Annotated in this window: 21 protein-coding genes; 9 read left to right on the forward strand and 12 right to left on the reverse strand. The window is 48.0% G+C overall.

Translation table 11 applies throughout. The annotated features are described in order from the left end of the window. The 10 genes from M989_RS01060 to M989_RS01105 form a co-directional block, all read right to left on the reverse strand. Nucleotides 1-684, reverse strand: a 684-nt coding sequence (locus M989_RS01060) for a tyrosine-type recombinase/integrase (RefSeq protein WP_157093503.1), incomplete at its 3' end; no start/stop codon positions are given. A 415-nt stretch (nt 685-1,099) separates the two neighbouring features. Continuing rightward, entirely contained in the window at nt 1,100-1,420 is a 321-nt protein-coding gene (locus M989_RS01065; RefSeq protein ID WP_023336519.1) for a TA system toxin CbtA family protein, read from the reverse strand. A gap of 33 nt (nt 1,421-1,453) precedes the next feature. Then, complete coding sequence (locus M989_RS01070) at nt 1,454-1,819, reverse strand: type IV toxin-antitoxin system YeeU family antitoxin (protein WP_023336520.1); 366 nt, start codon at nt 1,817-1,819, stop codon at nt 1,454-1,456. A gap of 31 nt (nt 1,820-1,850) precedes the next feature. Further along, a complete protein-coding gene (locus M989_RS01075) occupies nt 1,851-2,072 on the reverse strand; it encodes a DUF987 domain-containing protein (RefSeq protein ID WP_023336521.1) in 222 nt (73 codons plus the stop codon). Nucleotides 2,073-2,080: 8 nt separating this feature from the next. Beyond that, nucleotides 2,081-2,551: a RadC family protein gene (gene radC / locus M989_RS01080; RefSeq protein ID WP_023336522.1), complete on the reverse strand. Its 471-nt coding sequence runs from the start codon at nt 2,549-2,551 to the stop codon at nt 2,081-2,083. Between the two features lie 68 nt (nt 2,552-2,619). Beyond that, nucleotides 2,620-3,441 carry a DUF932 domain-containing protein gene (locus M989_RS01085; RefSeq protein ID WP_038859440.1) on the reverse strand — a complete coding sequence of 274 codons (822 nt, stop codon included), beginning with the start codon at nt 3,439-3,441 and terminating at the stop codon, nt 2,620-2,622. Between the two features lie 71 nt (nt 3,442-3,512). Continuing rightward, nucleotides 3,513-3,989, reverse strand: a complete 477-nt coding sequence (locus M989_RS01090) for a hypothetical protein (RefSeq protein ID WP_245191213.1) — start codon at nt 3,987-3,989, stop codon at nt 3,513-3,515. Between the two features lie 208 nt (nt 3,990-4,197). Beyond that, on the reverse strand, nt 4,198-5,067 hold the full coding sequence (locus tag M989_RS01095) for a hypothetical protein (RefSeq protein ID WP_242653628.1): 870 nt from the start codon (nt 5,065-5,067) through the stop codon (nt 4,198-4,200). Beyond that, nucleotides 5,021-5,455 carry a hypothetical protein gene (locus M989_RS01100; protein WP_023336527.1) on the reverse strand — a complete coding sequence of 145 codons (435 nt, stop codon included), beginning with the start codon at nt 5,453-5,455 and terminating at the stop codon, nt 5,021-5,023. Before M989_RS01100 ends, M989_RS01095 begins: the two co-directional genes overlap by 47 nt. Nucleotides 5,456-5,763: 308 nt before the next feature. Then, nucleotides 5,764-7,065, reverse strand: coding sequence for a hypothetical protein (locus tag M989_RS01105; RefSeq protein WP_038859443.1), 1,302 nt, complete (start codon nt 7,063-7,065; stop codon nt 5,764-5,766). A 385-nt stretch (nt 7,066-7,450) separates the two neighbouring features. Here M989_RS01105 and M989_RS01110 point away from each other — a divergent pair, with 385 nt between their 5' ends. The 6 genes from M989_RS01110 to M989_RS01135 all read left to right on the forward strand — a co-directional run bounded on the left by M989_RS01110 (nt 7,451) and on the right by M989_RS01135 (nt 11,399). Then, complete coding sequence (locus M989_RS01110) at nt 7,451-7,654, forward strand: helix-turn-helix transcriptional regulator (protein WP_023336529.1); 204 nt, start codon at nt 7,451-7,453, stop codon at nt 7,652-7,654. Between the two features lie 274 nt (nt 7,655-7,928). After that, entirely contained in the window at nt 7,929-8,954 is a 1,026-nt protein-coding gene (locus tag M989_RS01115; RefSeq protein ID WP_064540887.1) for a YagK/YfjJ domain-containing protein, read from the forward strand. Between the two features lie 83 nt (nt 8,955-9,037). Continuing rightward, the gene (locus M989_RS01120) at nt 9,038-9,271 is read left to right on the forward strand and encodes a hypothetical protein (RefSeq protein ID WP_023336531.1); all 234 of its coding nucleotides are present in this window, start codon (nt 9,038-9,040) and stop codon (nt 9,269-9,271) included. A gap of 278 nt (nt 9,272-9,549) precedes the next feature. Beyond that, nucleotides 9,550-9,915: a hypothetical protein gene (locus M989_RS24220; RefSeq protein WP_074398708.1), complete on the forward strand. Its 366-nt coding sequence runs from the start codon at nt 9,550-9,552 to the stop codon at nt 9,913-9,915. A gap of 43 nt (nt 9,916-9,958) precedes the next feature. Beyond that, nucleotides 9,959-10,696, forward strand: a complete 738-nt coding sequence (locus M989_RS01130) for a HupE/UreJ family protein (RefSeq protein ID WP_038859448.1) — start codon at nt 9,959-9,961, stop codon at nt 10,694-10,696. A gap of 13 nt (nt 10,697-10,709) precedes the next feature. Continuing rightward, entirely contained in the window at nt 10,710-11,399 is a 690-nt protein-coding gene (locus tag M989_RS01135; RefSeq protein WP_023336533.1) for a hypothetical protein, read from the forward strand. A 30-nt stretch (nt 11,400-11,429) separates the two neighbouring features. Here the strand turns inward: M989_RS01135 and chrA are convergent, their stop codons facing one another. Both chrA and M989_RS01145 read right to left on the reverse strand, forming a co-directional pair. Further along, complete coding sequence (chrA, locus tag M989_RS01140) at nt 11,430-12,806, reverse strand: chromate efflux transporter (RefSeq protein ID WP_369798191.1); 1,377 nt, start codon at nt 12,804-12,806, stop codon at nt 11,430-11,432. Further along, nucleotides 12,763-13,740 carry a chromate resistance protein ChrB domain-containing protein gene (locus M989_RS01145; RefSeq protein WP_023336535.1) on the reverse strand — a complete coding sequence of 326 codons (978 nt, stop codon included), beginning with the start codon at nt 13,738-13,740 and terminating at the stop codon, nt 12,763-12,765. The genes chrA and M989_RS01145 overlap by 44 nt, the downstream gene beginning before the upstream one ends. 181 nt (nt 13,741-13,921) lie before the next feature. Here M989_RS01145 and ncrA point away from each other — a divergent pair, with 181 nt between their 5' ends. From ncrA to M989_RS01160, 3 genes are all read left to right on the forward strand, one after another. Next, complete coding sequence (ncrA, locus tag M989_RS01150) at nt 13,922-15,220, forward strand: MFS transporter (protein ID WP_023336536.1); 1,299 nt, start codon at nt 13,922-13,924, stop codon at nt 15,218-15,220. Nucleotides 15,221-15,321: 101 nt separating this feature from the next. Continuing rightward, nucleotides 15,322-15,591, forward strand: coding sequence for a metal-sensing transcriptional repressor (locus tag M989_RS01155; protein ID WP_023336537.1), 270 nt, complete (start codon nt 15,322-15,324; stop codon nt 15,589-15,591). Between the two features lie 12 nt (nt 15,592-15,603). After that, complete coding sequence (locus M989_RS01160; protein WP_023336538.1) at nt 15,604-16,737, forward strand: nickel/cobalt efflux protein RcnA; 1,134 nt, start codon at nt 15,604-15,606, stop codon at nt 16,735-16,737. Nucleotides 16,738-16,851 lie beyond the last annotated feature (114 nt).

Below are 16,851 nucleotides of genomic sequence, written 5' to 3' on the forward strand. Positions count from 1 at the left end.
AGTGATAACGCTACCGGTATAACCGGCTAGATCGTTAAGAAAGTAGGGGAGTTCCTCAACGGTTAAGAACGGAAAATGTGTCTTTTTAGGTGTTGCTAAGGCCGTTGCAAGATCTGCTAAAGGGTTGTAATCCGCTCTACCTGTGATGATTGCATAACGATACACCTCACCACAGCGCTGGCGTACTTTGCGCATTTTCTCTAAAGCGCCGCGCTTTTCGATATGACGAAGAATCTCTAGCCAACCCATTTGGTTAATACCGGTGATAGGGCATTGTCTTGTATAGGGAAAAATATCTTTCTCAAAGGTATCAATGATTTCATCACGATAGCGTAATGACCAGCGATCGGCTTTTGTCTGATGCCATTCACGGGCAATTGCCTCGAAGGTATTTTTCAGACTCATTTGCTGAGCGATTTTTTTCTCTTTCTTTGTCTCACCCGGATCATCTCCTGCAGCAAGAATTTTTCTGGCTTCGCTGCGTTTCTCGCGTGCATCGGCCAGTGAAACATCGGGGTATACGCCAATGGACAGCATTTTTTCTTTACCAGCGAAGCGGTACTTCATACGCCAGTATTTCGAGCCATTGGCGTTAATTAGCAGGTACATACCACCGCCATCTGCCAGCTTATAGGGCTTTTCTTTTGGTTTTGCAGTTTTCACTTTAACATCGGTTAGCGCCATGACATTCTCCGGCTTTTGATGAAGGGGATTTCCGCCAGTACCTAACCTGATACCCCCATATACCCCTTGTATAACAAAGGTGTCGTTGAAAGCCATTGTTATACATCATATTTTTACCATTATGGGGGTGTTAATATTTTAAGAAAAAATAGCACCCCCTAATGCACCCCCATAAACAACTTGATGTAGGTTGAAGTTGGTTGACCTCAGAATACAAGGAAGGCTTGATATATAAGGGATTAGAAGAGGTTTTGTTGACGTCGGGAGAGTTCAGAAGAGGTTAATTGGCGGAGATCACAGGAATCGCATTTGATAGATAATTATATTGAATTTATTGATTATTTTTCTATTCGATTTTCTGACATGCCCCCAATTATGCCCCCACATGTTTTTCCTTAATGATCAGCTGGCTGATTTATGAGCGTTTCAAGCCAAGGGTGAACTGTGCCCGATGAACATCCAAAGGTGTTAGCCAGGGTTCTTGATCCTGCCAGGAGAAACCCTTCTGGTCAATGCGCACAAGCTCGAATCGTTCTACAAGGAAATTAACAGCATCAGTAAGATTCACTCCCGCCTCTATATGTTCCAGAATCGCCGTATCGTTACTGAACGGTGTGTCGTTGATCGTGAGGCCGTAATGATGCTCTAAAAGATACGTTAATAGTTTTTGCCAAATCTGGACAGGAGATAGGCGTGACGAAACCGTCACCGTTGCCGGTACAGTTGGAATATGCATGAGTTGAGTCCCTGATAAAAGAAGAGGAAGGTATTACCTGGTTAGAGCTGACCAGGGATATATGGCGATGTAAACGTAGCCATGAGAGCCGAGAGTGTCAGCTTCACAAGTAAGTCCGTTGTGATGCCGTGTGACGCAGTGCTGGCTGCTGGGATCAAGCTCGCCAGTGGTCAGCATCTGCTCAAGCTGTTTCATCATCAGTGGAAATGCCTGGTCCAGACGCAAAGCTTCTTCGTCACTGAATGAGCCATTAAATCCTGCCCGGTCAGCCAGAAAGTATAAGCGGTTGCCTTCCTGTACCAGGCGAGCGCCGAAGCATGGCGTGATATTACGTTTTAATCCCCACTGAAAGCAGGATGCGTTCTCCGCCGATGTGCCGGATAAGGTGGTCGACTGCATTAATATATTCCTTAATGACTGAGTGGGTTGATTAGTTCACTGTCACGCTGCGAAGAATGGCGTACGGGCCTGCCCGGTCCTGACGACGTTCAATAAAAACAGCGAGTACGCCGCTGATATCCTGAACTTCACGTCCGTAGTAATGGCAGACACTGCCATGCCACTGGTAGTGACCTGTACAGAAGGCAGATAGCCTGGATTCGGGATGCTGACGATAAATATGCATCGCCTGACGCTTACTGATGATTTTCATTCTGCACCTCATAACAAGCCACATTCAGCAAAAGACACCACTTCGTTCCCGACCACAAGATGATCCAACACACGCACTTCCACCAGAGCCAAGGCTTTAGCAATTCGCAGAGTGACATGTTTATCCTGCTGGCTGATTTCTGTCGTGCCGGACGGGTGGTTATGCGCCAAAATGACCGCAGCGGCGTTATGTTTCAGGGCTGATTTAACCACTTCGCGGGGATGCACTTCGGTATGGCTGAGCGTGCCGGTAAACAGTGTTTCTCGCTCCAGCAGGCAATGTTGATTGTCGAGATACATTACGATGAAAACTTCCCGCTCCAGGTGAGCCATTTGCAGTTGCAGCCAGGTTTTTGTGAGGCTGGTTGAGGTAAATGACTCACTCGGTTGACGCTGGTATTTCTCCAGCAGACGTAATGCTCGCTGGATGACTCGCTGCTCGTTTGCAGGAAATATCGGGGACAAATTGATCGTAGGCATGACAACTCCTCAGAAGAAAAAGCCCTTCCGAATCTTCGGAAAGGCGTTAAGGGAAAATGGTGGAATGGTCATGAAGCAAGCTGCAGCATATTCTCAGCCATCACCCAGAGGGCACGGTTGAGCTTCACATCACCGTCAATACCTTTCACTGCTCGGGTATGGGCGCGCTTTCCTTTGGTTGTTCTCCCCGATAGCCCGCCTTTAATCAGATTTTCCTGAATGCGCTGATAAGTGGTCCACAGGTCGTTACTCTCATCCTGCCAGCGGCGTGGGGAAAGTATCTGCGACTCTGTCACCGGTTGGTGCTCCTCACCGAAGCGATATGTCAGCGCCGCTTTCGCCATCACCTGCTGAGCGGGCGGCGGTAACAAAAGCGACTGCATGGCATCGCGTTTCTCTTCTACGCGGTCAAATATTCCCAATACTTCGTAGGCCCCTTCGATGACTTTCTCTACTACATTGCCTTTATGCGGCACGCGCACTTCGCCAAAACTCTCACCGCAAATCAGCCCATTTTGGCAAACTGCTCTGAATAACCCCGGTAGCATCTGATATGAGCTGGAGCCGTCGTGGCTATTCAGTAGAATAATTTCGGGAACCTGTTTGCCAGTAATCTGGCCTTCACGACGCAGGCGCAGCATGTGCTTCGTATGCTCTCGTTTGCTCTGGTCGCGGACTCTGGTCTGGCAGGCGAAGAATGGCTGGAAGCCTTCGCGTTGCAAGTTATCGAGAAGGGTAATTGTCGGGATGTAGGTATAGCGATCACTCCGGGATTCATGCTTTTCTTCGCTGAAGACACTGGGCACATAATGGGCCAGTTCGTCGCGAGTTAACGGGCGGTCACGACGAACAAGGTTGACTGCACCAAAGCGGCTGGCTAAACGGGTCATGGCTGGCTCCTTTAAAATGGGTATAAAAAAGGCCATCCCTGAGGATGGCCTGGATTGAAAGTGGGGATTATTTAAGGTGAAATCTGCGATGCAGCCTTTTCTGAATCTGACTGGGGCAACGCAGATAGTTCGGCAGGACTGAGCTTATCTGCACGGTAAAGTTGTAATTTCTTCAGAATTGGAGCTTTTTGTGACTGCAGGTAGCTCAAACACCATTCCCGCTTCAGTACAATCCTGACTGGGGCAGGCAAAAGCTCATATGCTTTGCTGAAAACAACTTCAACAAAAGCATCATCATTAAGCTTATCTTCAGCGATATTTAACAAACCATTAATTACAATATTCTCCAGTAATAGCCTGTATTTATCAGATCCATTTATCGAAGATTTGACCGTGTTTTCCGGTAGGAGCTCACTTAATGATGCATCCAGATTTTCTGCAGGTGTTTTCTCGCGTGAAAAACTCAGCCTTTCTTTAAGGCTACGGAGTTTCCCTGTTCCATTTTCGACCATAGTCTTTTTATCCTTTGAACTTCCGCCTCCTGCCATCAGGCAAGTGCAGCGAGTTTTTTTATTGCCTTTATCAGGCTAAAGGTGGTCAAACCTGCACCCAGAGCTTTTACCGTGATCGAATGGCTTCGCATCAACGTTATCCCTGTTACGCACAGGACAAGTTGCCACGTACAGTCGGGCCATGGGGATTCATGATCTGGCTGGTTTGTAATCAATTCGCTTTGGCTGTGCATGGAAAATACCTCTACTTATAGCCATTAGGGAGCCATTGGCCCTGTTTGCGGATATCAGTAATAATGCCCCCCTGCTTGACAGAAATGGTGCGCCAGCCCGGTTCTTTACTGGATGCATTCCCATAGGTGTACCCGATAGTCATTGTCATCTTTTCGCCTGAAGTAGTGATGAGATCAGCTTCATATGTGGCTTCGGTATTTTGTTTACGAATAAAACGTACGGCGTTAATTGCAGAACAACGAATACTGCTTTTTGCATATTCAAAGGAATTGTTAGCCATCTGACATCCGTCGTTTTTAATTTCATCCGTCAGGTTTGTTGAAGCATTGAAGTTCTTAGGCGCAGGTGTAAATTTAGCCATATCGTTCCGCATAGTCGGTGGGTCTGTCTGAAAGACGAGGTAAACTGGACAATCTGATTTACCTACTTCACACGCCTTTGCCACGTAATCACGTACCGGCCACCCGGCATTGCCAAAATATTCTGCACCACTTTCATCTTTGCATTGTGACCAAGTAGCTTTTTTAACCATCATAACGCCATCTACCAACACACAGGTGACGGCCTTTACAGGCTTACCATCCCAGCGGACTGCCTCAAAGGGCTGAATGCCCGTATGGTTCACATCAAGCGTGTAGGCCTGTGGATTCTTGGCTAGTCGCTCATTCGCCTGTTTTAATTGGTTGCTTCCTTCTTGGGTCAGGAAAAAGGTATAGCGTTCGGGATGTATATCTCCGTGAACTGTCAATGCAGAAGAGATAGATGGGATAAGCAGAACTGCTGAGCTGAACGATAAAGCTATTAATTTATGCATCATATTTCCTTTTTGATTATTAGTGATGAATACAGTCCTGCCAGGTAAAATCACCCAGCGCTTCATTCAGCCCTTTAGTACTGAATTTTTTAGAAATTGCTGTATTCGAAGAGGTGATTTTTATTACACCGTTATTTCCTGCAGATTTGAGTGCTGTAAAAGCCGTTTCATCTAGAGAATAGTTTGTACCGTTAATACTGATACCAGGCTCAGCAAGGCCTGTGAGGGAAGAAACGCGGTAGTCCTCTGCAGGTACGCTATAAGCTAGAGCTAACGTTCCGCCTGTACAGGTCAAAGTGAGCACTTCGCCTGCAGAATTCTGAGAGTTAATTTCAAACTCCATAACACTGATATTGCCAAACCAGTGGTGCCATTGCTGTTCCTGAATGACTGCATGTGCAGAGGTTGAGAACAATGCTGCACTGAAAAGCAAGGCTGAGGGAGACTTCAGCATAGTTGCTCCTTACTGTGTGTTTTATAAATGAAAAATGGCCTTTTGCTGTACAAAAGGCCATCTGATCGTATGCATTTGAGAGGGGATGTGATAATCGTTAATACAGATCGGTTTTAAGAAATTGATCGTTATTTTCTATGATTAAAACGATCGATATATGCTTATCAATAGTTTTAGCCTATCGTTAATTTTATATCGATCGGCACTACAGATCAGTGTGTTGAGTCACATCAGCATACTTAGCTGCTGTGCCTCATTAAGGTTATATAGGTTTGAAAAATAATAGAATGCTGACAAATAAAATATTCTTACTTGATGTTTTTCTTCTCTTTTATTTTACTCGCTGTTTTAGCAATTGCATCAAGTCCGTCACTCGCCATGCTTATAAGCTGGTACGGTAAAGTACTTTTCAGGGATGAGGATTGCAAATATTTAATTACTGTCCCAGGGGGATTTATACCTTTTTGGTTGCTTCCTGAATGAGTTGGCTTCATAACTTCAATATTCTCATCTTTATTATTTTGATATGCTTCTCTTGGTTCCAAAACGACCTCTGTATTATGCGCAATGTGCAGAGGCTGCGATAAACCAGTATTGAATTCACGAGTACTTCTCTCAGACGAGAAATCCTTATAACTTTCCGGCTTTGAGACCGTAGGCATAGGTGTTGCTACAACTTCTTTGTTGTCAGTTCCACAGCGTCTTGATGATTTATTCTTTTTAGAAGCAGCTGAAAGCCTATACTTATGCAGTTCCCATGCTTTTTTGAACCGCTGAATAAATAAATCATCTTTTACAAATTTAAAAATATATGAAAATTTTACAGCCATGTATTTCTCATAAGCACCTGAGGGTCTTAATGCAGAAAGTATGATACTGTCAGTTGCAGATGGAGCATTTAAGTAATCCGAATACGTGCCATCCGGATTTTTTCTTTTACCACGCATTTTGCTCCTGTCTTTTTGTATGTATTCCCAAGCCCACTCACATTTCTTCTTCTCTTTTGGAGAGAGTGGAAAATTAGCACTTAAATAATAAAGATCGTTCCATTGTTTTCGAATACGATGCATCAGGTTGAGTTTATGTCTCAGAGTTGTGGGGGCACGGTCAAAAAAATCCTCAATTGCAACTATTCTTTCTTTATTATCCACAGGATAGGGATTTATCAGTAACCTTTTATACAAAAAGTCATGCCCGACATAAATGTAATCGGCATTTCTTATCTTTCCTACAATCTCAGGAATAAGTTGTAACTCACCGTTTAAATCATGAACCATAGTTTTTATATACAGCCATGAGAAATAGCAGGCATCAGGAGATTTCTTTATCCACGAAAACTCAGAAGAGGGTAACTGAAGCGATTTAAAGAAGTTAAATGATGCGGAGTAAATCCCCTTAACAGCTTTGTCCTTTATCAGTAACAGGGCTTGATTAATAGCACCTGATGCGATTTCAACATTATTTCCAAATATATCATCTTCACTATAAGTACTCTTTACTGATGCCAGCGTGTTAATAAGAATTGCAATATCCCTAGCTGAGAGATACCAAAGAAAAAGCCTGAGATCTCTTTTGTTCTTTATATTGACATAGTGTAGTGAGTTTCCCACAAATACATTCCTGTAAAAATACTAAATTTTAGATTCCGGCTATTGTACGAGCAGTGTTGAATGTAGTCAAAAAAGTAGAAAAATAATAGATAAAAATGTAGTGTTGAAACAACGCAAAACCAGTGCTGCAGCTGGCGTTAACCAGGTATTTCACTGCTGAAAACCACCATCAAATCACACCAGTATGCACTATCAAAGTGGAACTCAATGGATAGTGTACAGAATGTTGGTTTGACTGCAGGTTATAGACCAGATGCATCAATTAAAAATATTGTCGTATATGCAGAGAAAAATACGGACAGGAAAATGTAAAACCATACATATGCGGACTATCACATGAAAGGATGCCGCCCGGTGTCCTCCTGTTACATCTCCGGAGACTTTCATGAGCATGATTGATATTCACAGCGATAAATTCGTAAATATGCGTTTTATTACGGAACTGACCGGTCAGTCTGACAAGTGGTTTTACAAAATGGCACAGGAGGGGAAGTTTCCGAAACCTGTTAAATTTGGCCGTAGTTCTCGCTGGATTGAACGTGAGGTTAAAGCATGGCTGGAAGAGCGAATTAAAGAATCCAGAGCGTAAAAATCGATGGTAGCCATTATAAAAAATGGTCACTAACTTTACACCATACTTTTATACGTTAATTACAGGCAGCTTAAGGCGTTAATGCTTATTTCATCGCCGCTTCTTATTTTATTGTATCTTGAACTTATTAATTTTATTTTATTGTTATTAAATTAATTATTCCCTAGCTAACACTCTAAAAGATACAAATGCAATTAATGGTCGATGATAAGAGACTAGCTGCAAACTGCCTTATACCCATACAAGCTGATATAACCGAGAATATACAAGCATGAACTTACCAGAAGAGTATTTATTATCGCATGTGGAATATCATGACGATGGTGTGCAATCGTATTCAATCATTTCTGATGACAATATGCTCAGAGATAAAGCAGAACAGTTAGATAAACATCTTAAAGTTTTGGGTAAAGGGAAGTCATTACCCTTTACTGTTTCGTATGACCGTAAAGGTTACAAACCTCATACAAGCGCTTCATTACTCCGCGATGCTATTTGCTGTCTGGAAAGGTTACAGAAAGACTATCTACGGACTAGGTTAGTCAATCCGCGTATAGCAGCTTTCCAGCGTTTATTAAATAATGCTGATTTGTGCGCACGGATACATGAAGGGAAAATAGTCGGAGTAGATCAAATAACGACTGCGGAAAGCCTGAATAAACTTATTCTGGATTATCGCACAGCTATCAGTCAGGCCGGATTTAAGAAGGAATATCTTAAATATAAACGGGCATCGATAAAAAACTTGAAAGGGGTGTTGAATTATCTTCGTCATATGCAGTCTCGTTATTCCCGGTTGTTAATATTGAGAGTAGATTTATCCTGGAATGATGAACATAAGTCTGACGTTACTGCGGACATAGCCCGCCAGTGCCGCCAGCATTTATTCCGCAATATGAAAAAGAACCCACTGTTCCGTAATGTACTAGGAACCGTTTGGAAACTAGAGTACGCACCTGCCCGTAAGTTTCATTACCACATGCTGTTTTTAGTTAATGGTCACAAGGCACGTCAGGATGTCAACCTAGCCCGGGCATTCGGTGAGTACTGGAAAAAACACATCACCGAAAGTAAAGGGCATTACTACAACTGTAACGCCCACAAAGACGATTATGAAGACTGTGGTTTAGGTAAGCTTGAACGAGGGAACTCATCAATGGAAAAAGGTCTGCTTAAAGCGGTGAGCTATATGACCAAGATTGATGCCTGTGCCCGTCTGGTCTTACCGGGAAATGCCCGAACATTTGGTCGAGGTGAAATCAAGGCACTGAAAACGAAAAATAAACGGCGTAGGTAGTAACGCCCATCTTTTCCTTACTTCTCTTCAACCCTATAAAGCCAGTATTTCACGCTGGCTTTTCTAATCTCAAGGAGCCCATTATGCACAACGTTATTTTTGTCCCTAATGCTGTCACAGGTCACGGTGAGTGGGTAACCCCGCTAACCATTGAACAGGCAGATTACGATTCGCTGTTCTGCCTTAGTTGTAAGTTAAAGCTAGGCGTTCATATTGACCCTTTGACCGGGGTTAGGAGTTTTATTCACTTGCCAGGCAGTATTCATAATGTGATGAAAATGAAAACCTGTGAGCACAGGAGTAAATCAGAAATTTAGAAAACATCGGAGCTCCATCTTGCTTCTCTCCTTAGCTTTATCATCCCTTTGTAGTACAAACTGGCGGTGTTCACTATTGGGGTGGCTCAAAAGAATGCCCTTATGCTCCGATGTCTCTTATTGCACCTCGCAGTTTTTTGCTAGGTGCCAGGATGGGCATTACAAAACTGGTAGTACTTTCAGTCCAGACCAAATCCGAAAGAAGCTATTGAAATCAGGCCCACAGTGCGGATACATTACGCACGTTGTTACTTTGTATCATCAGGATGCCGTTGACTGTGTTTATTCGCCGTGAAGTCATTTCCAGAATCGTGCTTATCATCATGGCTGTTGCCGTGCTGAGCAGTTCGTTTATGGCAAAACCACAGGCTGCATACAGCGTTCAGGAAACAACGTCCATCAGTGACCATCAACACGACAGCGATGAACCACTGAATGAGCACGATCCATTGTTGTTTCACTCCCACGGTAGCGTGCATCACCTCAATGCCGATCATTCCCACGATCTGAATAAACTCTTTACTCTGCCTACTCTGCACGCCTGGAATCCGGGCATGCGGGTGATATATGCGTTGAGTTCAGAACAAATACTGCAAATGCCGCAGTCCACCCCCGAACGCCCTCCGAGAATCCTGTCTGCGTAATAACTTCTGTTAATTCGTTATTATTCAACATGTAAGGATTTTTATGTATACCAGCCTTGATACACAGGGCCGGTTGAGCGCTCGCCTGCTTTCAGCTCAGGCGCGTTCGGCTTGTCTGTTTTTCCTGTTGTTACTGCTTTTCTACAGCCAGGGCGCATATGCCCACGGCGTGGCGGAAGGCGATAAAGGGTACATCCAGGAGATCACTGGGATTAACATCATCCCGTTTATCTACCTTGGCGCGAAGCACATGGTGACCGGTTACGATCACCTGCTGTTTCTGTTCGGGGTGATTTTCTTCCTCTACAAAATGCGCGATATCGGGCTGTACGTCAGCCTGTTCGCTATCGGGCACTCGACGACGCTGCTCATCGGCACCTTCTTTGATATCAGCGTCAGTGCTTACCTCATCGACGCCATTATCGGGCTGTCCGTGGTCTATAAGGCGCTTGATAACCTTGGGGCATTCCAGCGCTGGTTTGGCGTTCAGCCCAACACGAAGCTTGCGACGCTCATCTTTGGATTCTTCCACGGTTTTGGTCTGGCAACCAAAATCCAGGAATTCGAAATCTCTCCCGATGGCCTGTTCGTCAACCTGATTGCCTTCAACATTGGCGTTGAAATCGGCCAGTTGCTCGCGCTGAGCGCCATCCTGATCGTCATGAGTTACTGGCGGCAAACGGCGAGCTTTTTCCGACACGCTTATACCGCCAATGTGGTGATGATGAGCGCGGGATTTCTGTTAATGAGTTACCAGCTTTGTGGCTACATTTTAGCCTGAGGGAGACAAAACAATGTACAACACTGATTTACCAACACGCGCAGAATTACCTTCTGCCATCAAACTGATGCAGTCCACTATCCTCGCCGCCATCGTGGCGCTGACGCTGCTGATCACCGTCGTCATGCCTTCGGAATACGGCATTGATCCTACTGGCGTGGGTCGTTTACTGGGGCTTAAGCAGATGGGAGAAATCAAAACGCAGCTTGCCGAAGAGGCTGATGCCGATAATCAGGCCAGCGCTGTTCAGCAAGGACAGCTGGCTGCGCCGGTTAATGAGCGACCGATCCCGGATAATCCTCCGGCAATAACGCAGAACACCTACCCGGAGCTGAGCGTTCCGGCGACCACGCGCGCGCCGGAAGTACCAGCGGCTGGCTCGCAACGTCATCAGATGCTCATCACCCTGAAGCCCAACGAAGCTGCTGAAGTTAAACTGGAAATGCGTAAAGATGCCCGCGTGACCTATCAGTGGACCAGTTCCGGGCCGGTAAACGTGGATGCACACGGCGATCCGGTCAACGCCCCGAAAGGCTTCTACCATGGCTATGGTAAAGCCCGGCAGATCACATCCGGAGACGGCGTTTTACAGGCCGCGTTCGAGGGTAAACATGGCTGGTTCTGGCGAAATCGTGGGTCTGAGACCATCACGATACAGCTTGATACAACCGGCGACTACCTGAACATCAAACGGGTTATCTGATAAATCAGGGGCAGGTTATCCTGCCCCTTTTCACGCTGCCGTCAGCCCGGTCAGGCGGAGTATCAGCCCGGCAAGAGCCGCCAGGGCAATAACGTGCGTAACCTTCCATTTTAATCGGAAAAGCGCAAACGCAGCGGCGACGGCAATCAGGGCTGCAGGGATATCGATCCCTCCCTTTGCGCCTTCCGGCCATACGGTATGCCAGATAAAAAACAGCCCCAGATTAACAATGACGCCCACTACGGCCGCAGTGATGGCGGTTAACGGTGCCGTGAAACCGGCCTTGTTGTGGGTCGTTTCGATAAACGGCCCGCCTGCCAGCACGAAAATGAAGGACGGGAGAAAGGTAAACCACGTCACCATGCAGGCGGCAACGGCTCCGCCGACAAACAGCATATCCGCGCCAAAAACAGCATGGGTATACCCACCAACAAATCCGACAAAGGTCACCACCATAATCAGCGGGCCGGGCGTGGTTTCTCCCAGCGCCAGCCCGTCCATCATCTGCCCGGCAGTCAGCCAGCCAAAATTGGCGACAGCACCCTGATAAACGTATGGCAGGACGGCGTAGGCCCCACCGAAGGTAAGGAGCGCAGCCTTGGTAAAGAACCAGCTCATCTGCGTCACCGGATGCGCCCAGCCCAGCCCCAGCGTCAGCACCGTCATGGGAATAAGCCAGAGCAGTGCGCCCGCCGCCACAATCCTTAACAGTTTCGCCCAGCTGAACAGGGCATGCGCCGGTACGGGCGTATGATCGTCAATAACCGCAGCTCCACCAGCGGCTTTCTCCTGTTTGTTATGTCCGCTGCCGCTGTGAAATTTTTCCGGCGCGATGCGTCCGCCGATATAGCCAGTTATCGCTGCTGAAATAACGATGACAGGGAAAGGTACGTTCAGGGCGAAAACGGCCACAAATGCCGCAGCAGCTATAGCCCAGTGGGCACCGTGCTTCAGCGCACGGGACCCGATGCGATGCGCCGCCTGCAGCACGATTGCCGCCACGGCGGGTTTAATGCCGTAAAAGATACCGGCAATAATGGCAACGTCTCCCCAGGCGATATAGATCCACGACAACGCGATAAGAATAAAAAGCGAAGGAAGGATAAATAACAGCCCGGCGATCACGCCACCCCACGTTCTGTGCATCAGCCAGCCGATGTAGGTCGCAAGCTGCTGCGCTTCCGGACCGGGCAGCACCATACAGAAGTTGAGTGCGTGAAGGAAACGCGACTCGGATATCCAGCGCCGGTTCTCGACCAGCTCCTGGTGCATGATAGCTATCTGTCCGGCGGGCCCGCCAAAGCTGATAAACCCCAGCTTGAGCCAGAACCAGAACGCCTCCTTCAGGGGGATCGGCGAGGGCTTAACGTTTTCCTCTGCCAGCGTCAGCGACTCCGTTTTGTTCATCATGGCCGGACCTCATTTCAAACGTCGTTAACAGACCATCAAACAGCGAACAGGCCGCTGCGAGTAATGTGTCATCATCCGTAATGCTTTCACGCAATCCTGCCAGTACACTTTCAACGCCAGCCGCTTCGGGAGGCTGAACCCCGCCAACATCAAGGTAATGCACCAGCATTGCCAGACCATTCAGGGCATCCCCCGTCAGCCCGAAGCGGACCATCAGTACTTCAAAGGTCACCCGATTGTCGATGTGGCTGAAGGTCGCCCCATCAAAATCAAACCCCACCGCCGCTGTCGGGCAATCATTGCCATCCTCAAGCCAGAGAAACTGCGCATCAGGATCGATAAAACGCCGTATAAGCCAGGCGCTGGCAAGCCTGTCAATCCAGGGTCTGCGTCGGGTTGCCCAGATCCGGTTGTGGAAATCCTCAGGCATCAGTTGTGTCAGCTCGCCGCTGACGGCGTGGGGCTCGCCGGGAGAGATGAACCTGTTAATGCCTGCTTCCAGTTCCGTCAGGCTAAAGACGGCCTGCGCCTGCGCTTCACCAGGAAAGAAATCAATCGCCACAATCCGATCCAGCTCGCGCCGAAGTTTTCTCACCACCTTCAGCTGGCTGACGGCGGTTTCCTCATCCAGGTCGTTTTTACACACCTGTAGCCTTTCCAGCAGGGCCATGTACTGCTGAGAGCGATCAAATAACGGGCGGATTTCCTCTTCTTCGGGCGTTGCAGCGTTAAAAACAAAAGCCGCACCCCCCTCATCGCGGATTTCACGACTTATATCGTTAAAGATCTCTTGGCCCTGTTGCGCTTCAGGCAACAGATAAACGCCGTCGCGCAGCATGGCGGCACCGGTGTTTTTTAATGCCCGCCAGACACGCATACGCAACGTGGCCTGCTGAGTGGGCAGCGTCAGGATAAGAATATGTAGTTTCATGATGTAGAGATTAATACATCATGTAGAATTTGCTACGAATAATTTTTTATATGCATATAACAATGGGGGGCCATCCAAAAAGAGAGCCACTAAAATGTAATACCGCTTGCCAGGCACACCGCTATTCTCTACTCTTTCCACATCCCCCCGGGGGGGATATGGAAAGCCAGGAGAGTTTCTGATGCTAAGCATTCTTTCTGATCGTTCATACCGCCACCTGTTTATGGCGCAAATAATTGCCCTTATCGGTACCGGTCTGGCGACCGTTGCGCTGGGCCTTCTGGCCTACGATCTGGCGGGCGACAGGGCCGGGGCCGTTCTGGGAACGGCGCTGGCGATTAAAATGAGTGCTTATATTCTGGTCGCCCCGGTTGCCGCCGCCTTCGCTGATAAATTTCCCCGCCGCACGATGCTGGTTACGTTGGATCTGGTGCGGGCTATGGTGGCTTTTGCACTGCCTTTCGTGACCCAAATCTGGGAAATTTATATCCTTATTTTCATTCTGCAATCGGCGTCAGCCGCGTTTACGCCAACGTTCCAGGCCACGATTCCTGATATCCTCCCGGACGAGCGTGACTACACCCGGGCGCTCTCGCTCTCCCGGCTGGCCTACGATCTTGAAAGCGTCATCAGCCCCATGCTGGCAGCCGCACTGCTGACGGTGATGAGTTTCCACAATCTTTTTGCAGGCACCGCCGTCGGTTTTCTCGCTTCCGCCATTCTGGTTGTCTCAGTCACCTTGCCCAGAATGCAGGCGCTGACTGTTCATCGCACCATTTACGATAAAACCACGCGCGGGATGCGCATCTTCCTGAAAACGCCAAGGCTGCGGGGGTTGCTGGCGCTGAATATGGCCGTTGCAGCGGCCAGCGCGATGGTGATCGTCAACACCGTGGTTCTGGTGCAGGCCGACTTTGGTTTCTCACAGCGCTCCACCGCGATTGCGCTGGCGTTCTTTGGCGTGGGGTCGATGATATCGGCGCTGATACTTCCGCGTCTTCTCGACAAAATAAGTGACCGGATGCCAATGATGGTCGGAACCGGTTTACTGGTTGTTGGCCTTGGGCTGGGTATTTTCCTTAAGGATTATTTTACGCTGGTCGTGCTCTGGGCTTTGCTGGGCGTTGGCTACTCGCTTTCCCAGACGCCATCCGGGCGTTTATTACGCCGCTCATCAACACCGGAAGACCGGCCTGCACTGTTTGCCGCTCAGTTTGCCCTGTCACATTCCTGCTGGCTGCTTACCTATCCGCTGGCCGGATGGGTAGGGGCAACCTGGGGAACTCAGGCCTCTTTTATTGCGCTTACCATTGTGGCGGCGTTCTCTCTGTTAACCGCCGTGCTGATCTGGCGTCCGGAACACGAGGTTTATTCGCAGTTGCACAGCCATCAGGATGCTGACGCGAAAACGGAAATAACCCATGAGCATGATTTCGTTATTGATGACGAACATCCCTCATGGCCGAAGAGAAAAAAATAATTACCCAACGTTCGTACTATCAGGAGAGGATAAACCGATAAACAGTGTGACCCTTACGTTGATACACATTATCTTATCCCCTCCACCCGGAGAGGATAAAAATGACTGTTCACGCTTCACACCCCGACATTATAAAAAGACTTAAACGTGCCGCCGGGCACCTGAAAAGCACCATCCAGATGCTTGAAGATGAAAAAGCCTGTCTGGATATCGCCCAGCAACTTTATGCTGTGGAAAAGGCGATAACAAACGCCAAGCGTACGCTCATTCATGACCATCTCGATCACTGTCTGGAGGATGCCCTTCACGCCGATCATGCCGGGTCTGACACAACGCTTAACGAATTTAAAGAGATCACCAAATATCTTTAAGGCAAGAGAAACATGACTGATTTTTCCGCTCTGTTACAGCAAGGCGTGGCTAACGCCTGGCTGTTTATTCCCAGCGCTATTTTGCTGGGTGCGCTCCACGGGCTCGAACCGGGCCATTCCAAAACGATGATGGCCGCTTTTATCGTGGCTGTCCGGGGAACCGTTAAGCAGGCTGTTCTGCTGGGGCTCGCTGCCACCCTTTCCCACACTTCAGTTGTCTGGTTAATTGCTCTGGGTGGAATGTATATCAGCCGCAAGTTTACCGCTGAATCTGCAGAGCCCTGGTTCCAGTTGATTTCTGCGATCATTATTCTCGCTACTGCCGCATGGATGTTCTGGCGCACCTGGCGCGGCGAAAAGCTATGGAAGATGGAGCAGGAACAGGAGCATTCTCACGGCCACCATCACGATGAAACACGCGTCATCGACACCGGTCACGGCAGCGTTGAACTCTCTATCTTTGAGGAAGGCCAGCCGCCTCACTGGCGTTTACGCATGCTTAGCGGCAAAAAATGGGAAGCGCGGGATATTTCGCTGGTGACCAACCGTGGGCCGGATACTTTTTCACAGGTATTCGACTTCGTTGAAAAAGACGGTTTTATGGAATCCACCCAGCCGATCCCCGAACCGCACAGCTTCGATGTCCGCTTAACCCTGGGTCATCGCGGCCATGTGCATGACTACGACGTAGCGTTTCATGAGCACGACCACGATCACGAGCATGACCACTCGGCTCTGGAAGGTCTGGACGTGAATTCTCAGGAATATCAGGATGCGCACGAAAAGGCGCATGCGAACGATATCAAAAAGCGTTTTGCCAATCGTAAGGTCACAACCGGGCAGATAGTCCTGTTTGGCCTGACCGGCGGGTTAATCCCTTGCCCGGCAGCCATTACCGTTTTGCTGCTCTGCATTCAGGTGAAAGAGTTTACGCTTGGTGCTGCCCTGGTGCTGTGCTTCAGTATTGGCTTAGCCATTACGCTGGTTTCGGTAGGTGCGGCTGCGGCGTTTAGCGTTCGTCAGGCAACCAAACGCTGGAGCGGATTTGATACGCTGGCGCGTCGTGCTCCGTACTTCTCAAGCGTGCTGATAGCTCTTGTGGGGATATATATGGGCTATCACGGCATGACAGGCATTATGCAATAATTTTTTGAAGCGCCGATATTCACAATACGTTGTAATTCGACCTGAACATTGAGGTTCAGGTTGAGTCTTCTTAAGTATTCATGCCTTTACACTCATGCAAAGAGTCCATGTCAG

The organism is Kluyvera georgiana ATCC 51603 (genome assembly GCF_001654985.1).
In the GTDB taxonomy this organism is placed as follows: Bacteria; Pseudomonadota; Gammaproteobacteria; order Enterobacterales; family Enterobacteriaceae; genus Kluyvera; species Kluyvera georgiana.

Excerpts from the sequence above, each read along its gene's own strand:
- M989_RS01065 (WP_023336519.1), bottom strand. The coding sequence starts at position 1,420 with ATGCATATTCCAACTGTACCGGCAACGGTGACGGTTTCGTCACGCCTA.
- M989_RS01070 (WP_023336520.1), bottom strand. The coding sequence starts at position 1,819 with ATGCAGTCGACCACCTTATCCGGCACATCGGCGGAGAACGCATCCTGC.
- M989_RS01075 (WP_023336521.1), bottom strand. The coding sequence starts at position 2,072 with ATGAAAATCATCAGTAAGCGTCAGGCGATGCATATTTATCGTCAGCAT.
- radC (WP_023336522.1), bottom strand. The coding sequence starts at position 2,551 with ATGCCTACGATCAATTTGTCCCCGATATTTCCTGCAAACGAGCAGCGA.
- M989_RS01085 (WP_038859440.1), bottom strand. The coding sequence starts at position 3,441 with ATGACCCGTTTAGCCAGCCGCTTTGGTGCAGTCAACCTTGTTCGTCGT.
- M989_RS01090 (WP_245191213.1), bottom strand. The coding sequence starts at position 3,989 with ATGGCAGGAGGCGGAAGTTCAAAGGATAAAAAGACTATGGTCGAAAAT.
- M989_RS01095 (WP_242653628.1), bottom strand. The coding sequence starts at position 5,067 with ATGAAGCGCTGGGTGATTTTACCTGGCAGGACTGTATTCATCACTAAT.
- M989_RS01100 (WP_023336527.1), bottom strand. The coding sequence starts at position 5,455 with ATGCTGAAGTCTCCCTCAGCCTTGCTTTTCAGTGCAGCATTGTTCTCA.
- M989_RS01110 (WP_023336529.1), top strand. The coding sequence starts at position 7,451 with ATGAGCATGATTGATATTCACAGCGATAAATTCGTAAATATGCGTTTT.
- M989_RS01115 (WP_064540887.1), top strand. The coding sequence starts at position 7,929 with ATGAACTTACCAGAAGAGTATTTATTATCGCATGTGGAATATCATGAC.
- M989_RS01120 (WP_023336531.1), top strand. The coding sequence starts at position 9,038 with ATGCACAACGTTATTTTTGTCCCTAATGCTGTCACAGGTCACGGTGAG.
- M989_RS01130 (WP_038859448.1), top strand. The coding sequence starts at position 9,959 with ATGTATACCAGCCTTGATACACAGGGCCGGTTGAGCGCTCGCCTGCTT.
- M989_RS01135 (WP_023336533.1), top strand. The coding sequence starts at position 10,710 with ATGTACAACACTGATTTACCAACACGCGCAGAATTACCTTCTGCCATC.
- chrA (WP_369798191.1), bottom strand. The coding sequence starts at position 12,806 with ATGAACAAAACGGAGTCGCTGACGCTGGCAGAGGAAAACGTTAAGCCC.
- M989_RS01145 (WP_023336535.1), bottom strand. The coding sequence starts at position 13,740 with ATGAAACTACATATTCTTATCCTGACGCTGCCCACTCAGCAGGCCACG.
- ncrA (WP_023336536.1), top strand. The coding sequence starts at position 13,922 with ATGCTAAGCATTCTTTCTGATCGTTCATACCGCCACCTGTTTATGGCG.
- M989_RS01155 (WP_023336537.1), top strand. The coding sequence starts at position 15,322 with ATGACTGTTCACGCTTCACACCCCGACATTATAAAAAGACTTAAACGT.
- M989_RS01160 (WP_023336538.1), top strand. The coding sequence starts at position 15,604 with ATGACTGATTTTTCCGCTCTGTTACAGCAAGGCGTGGCTAACGCCTGG.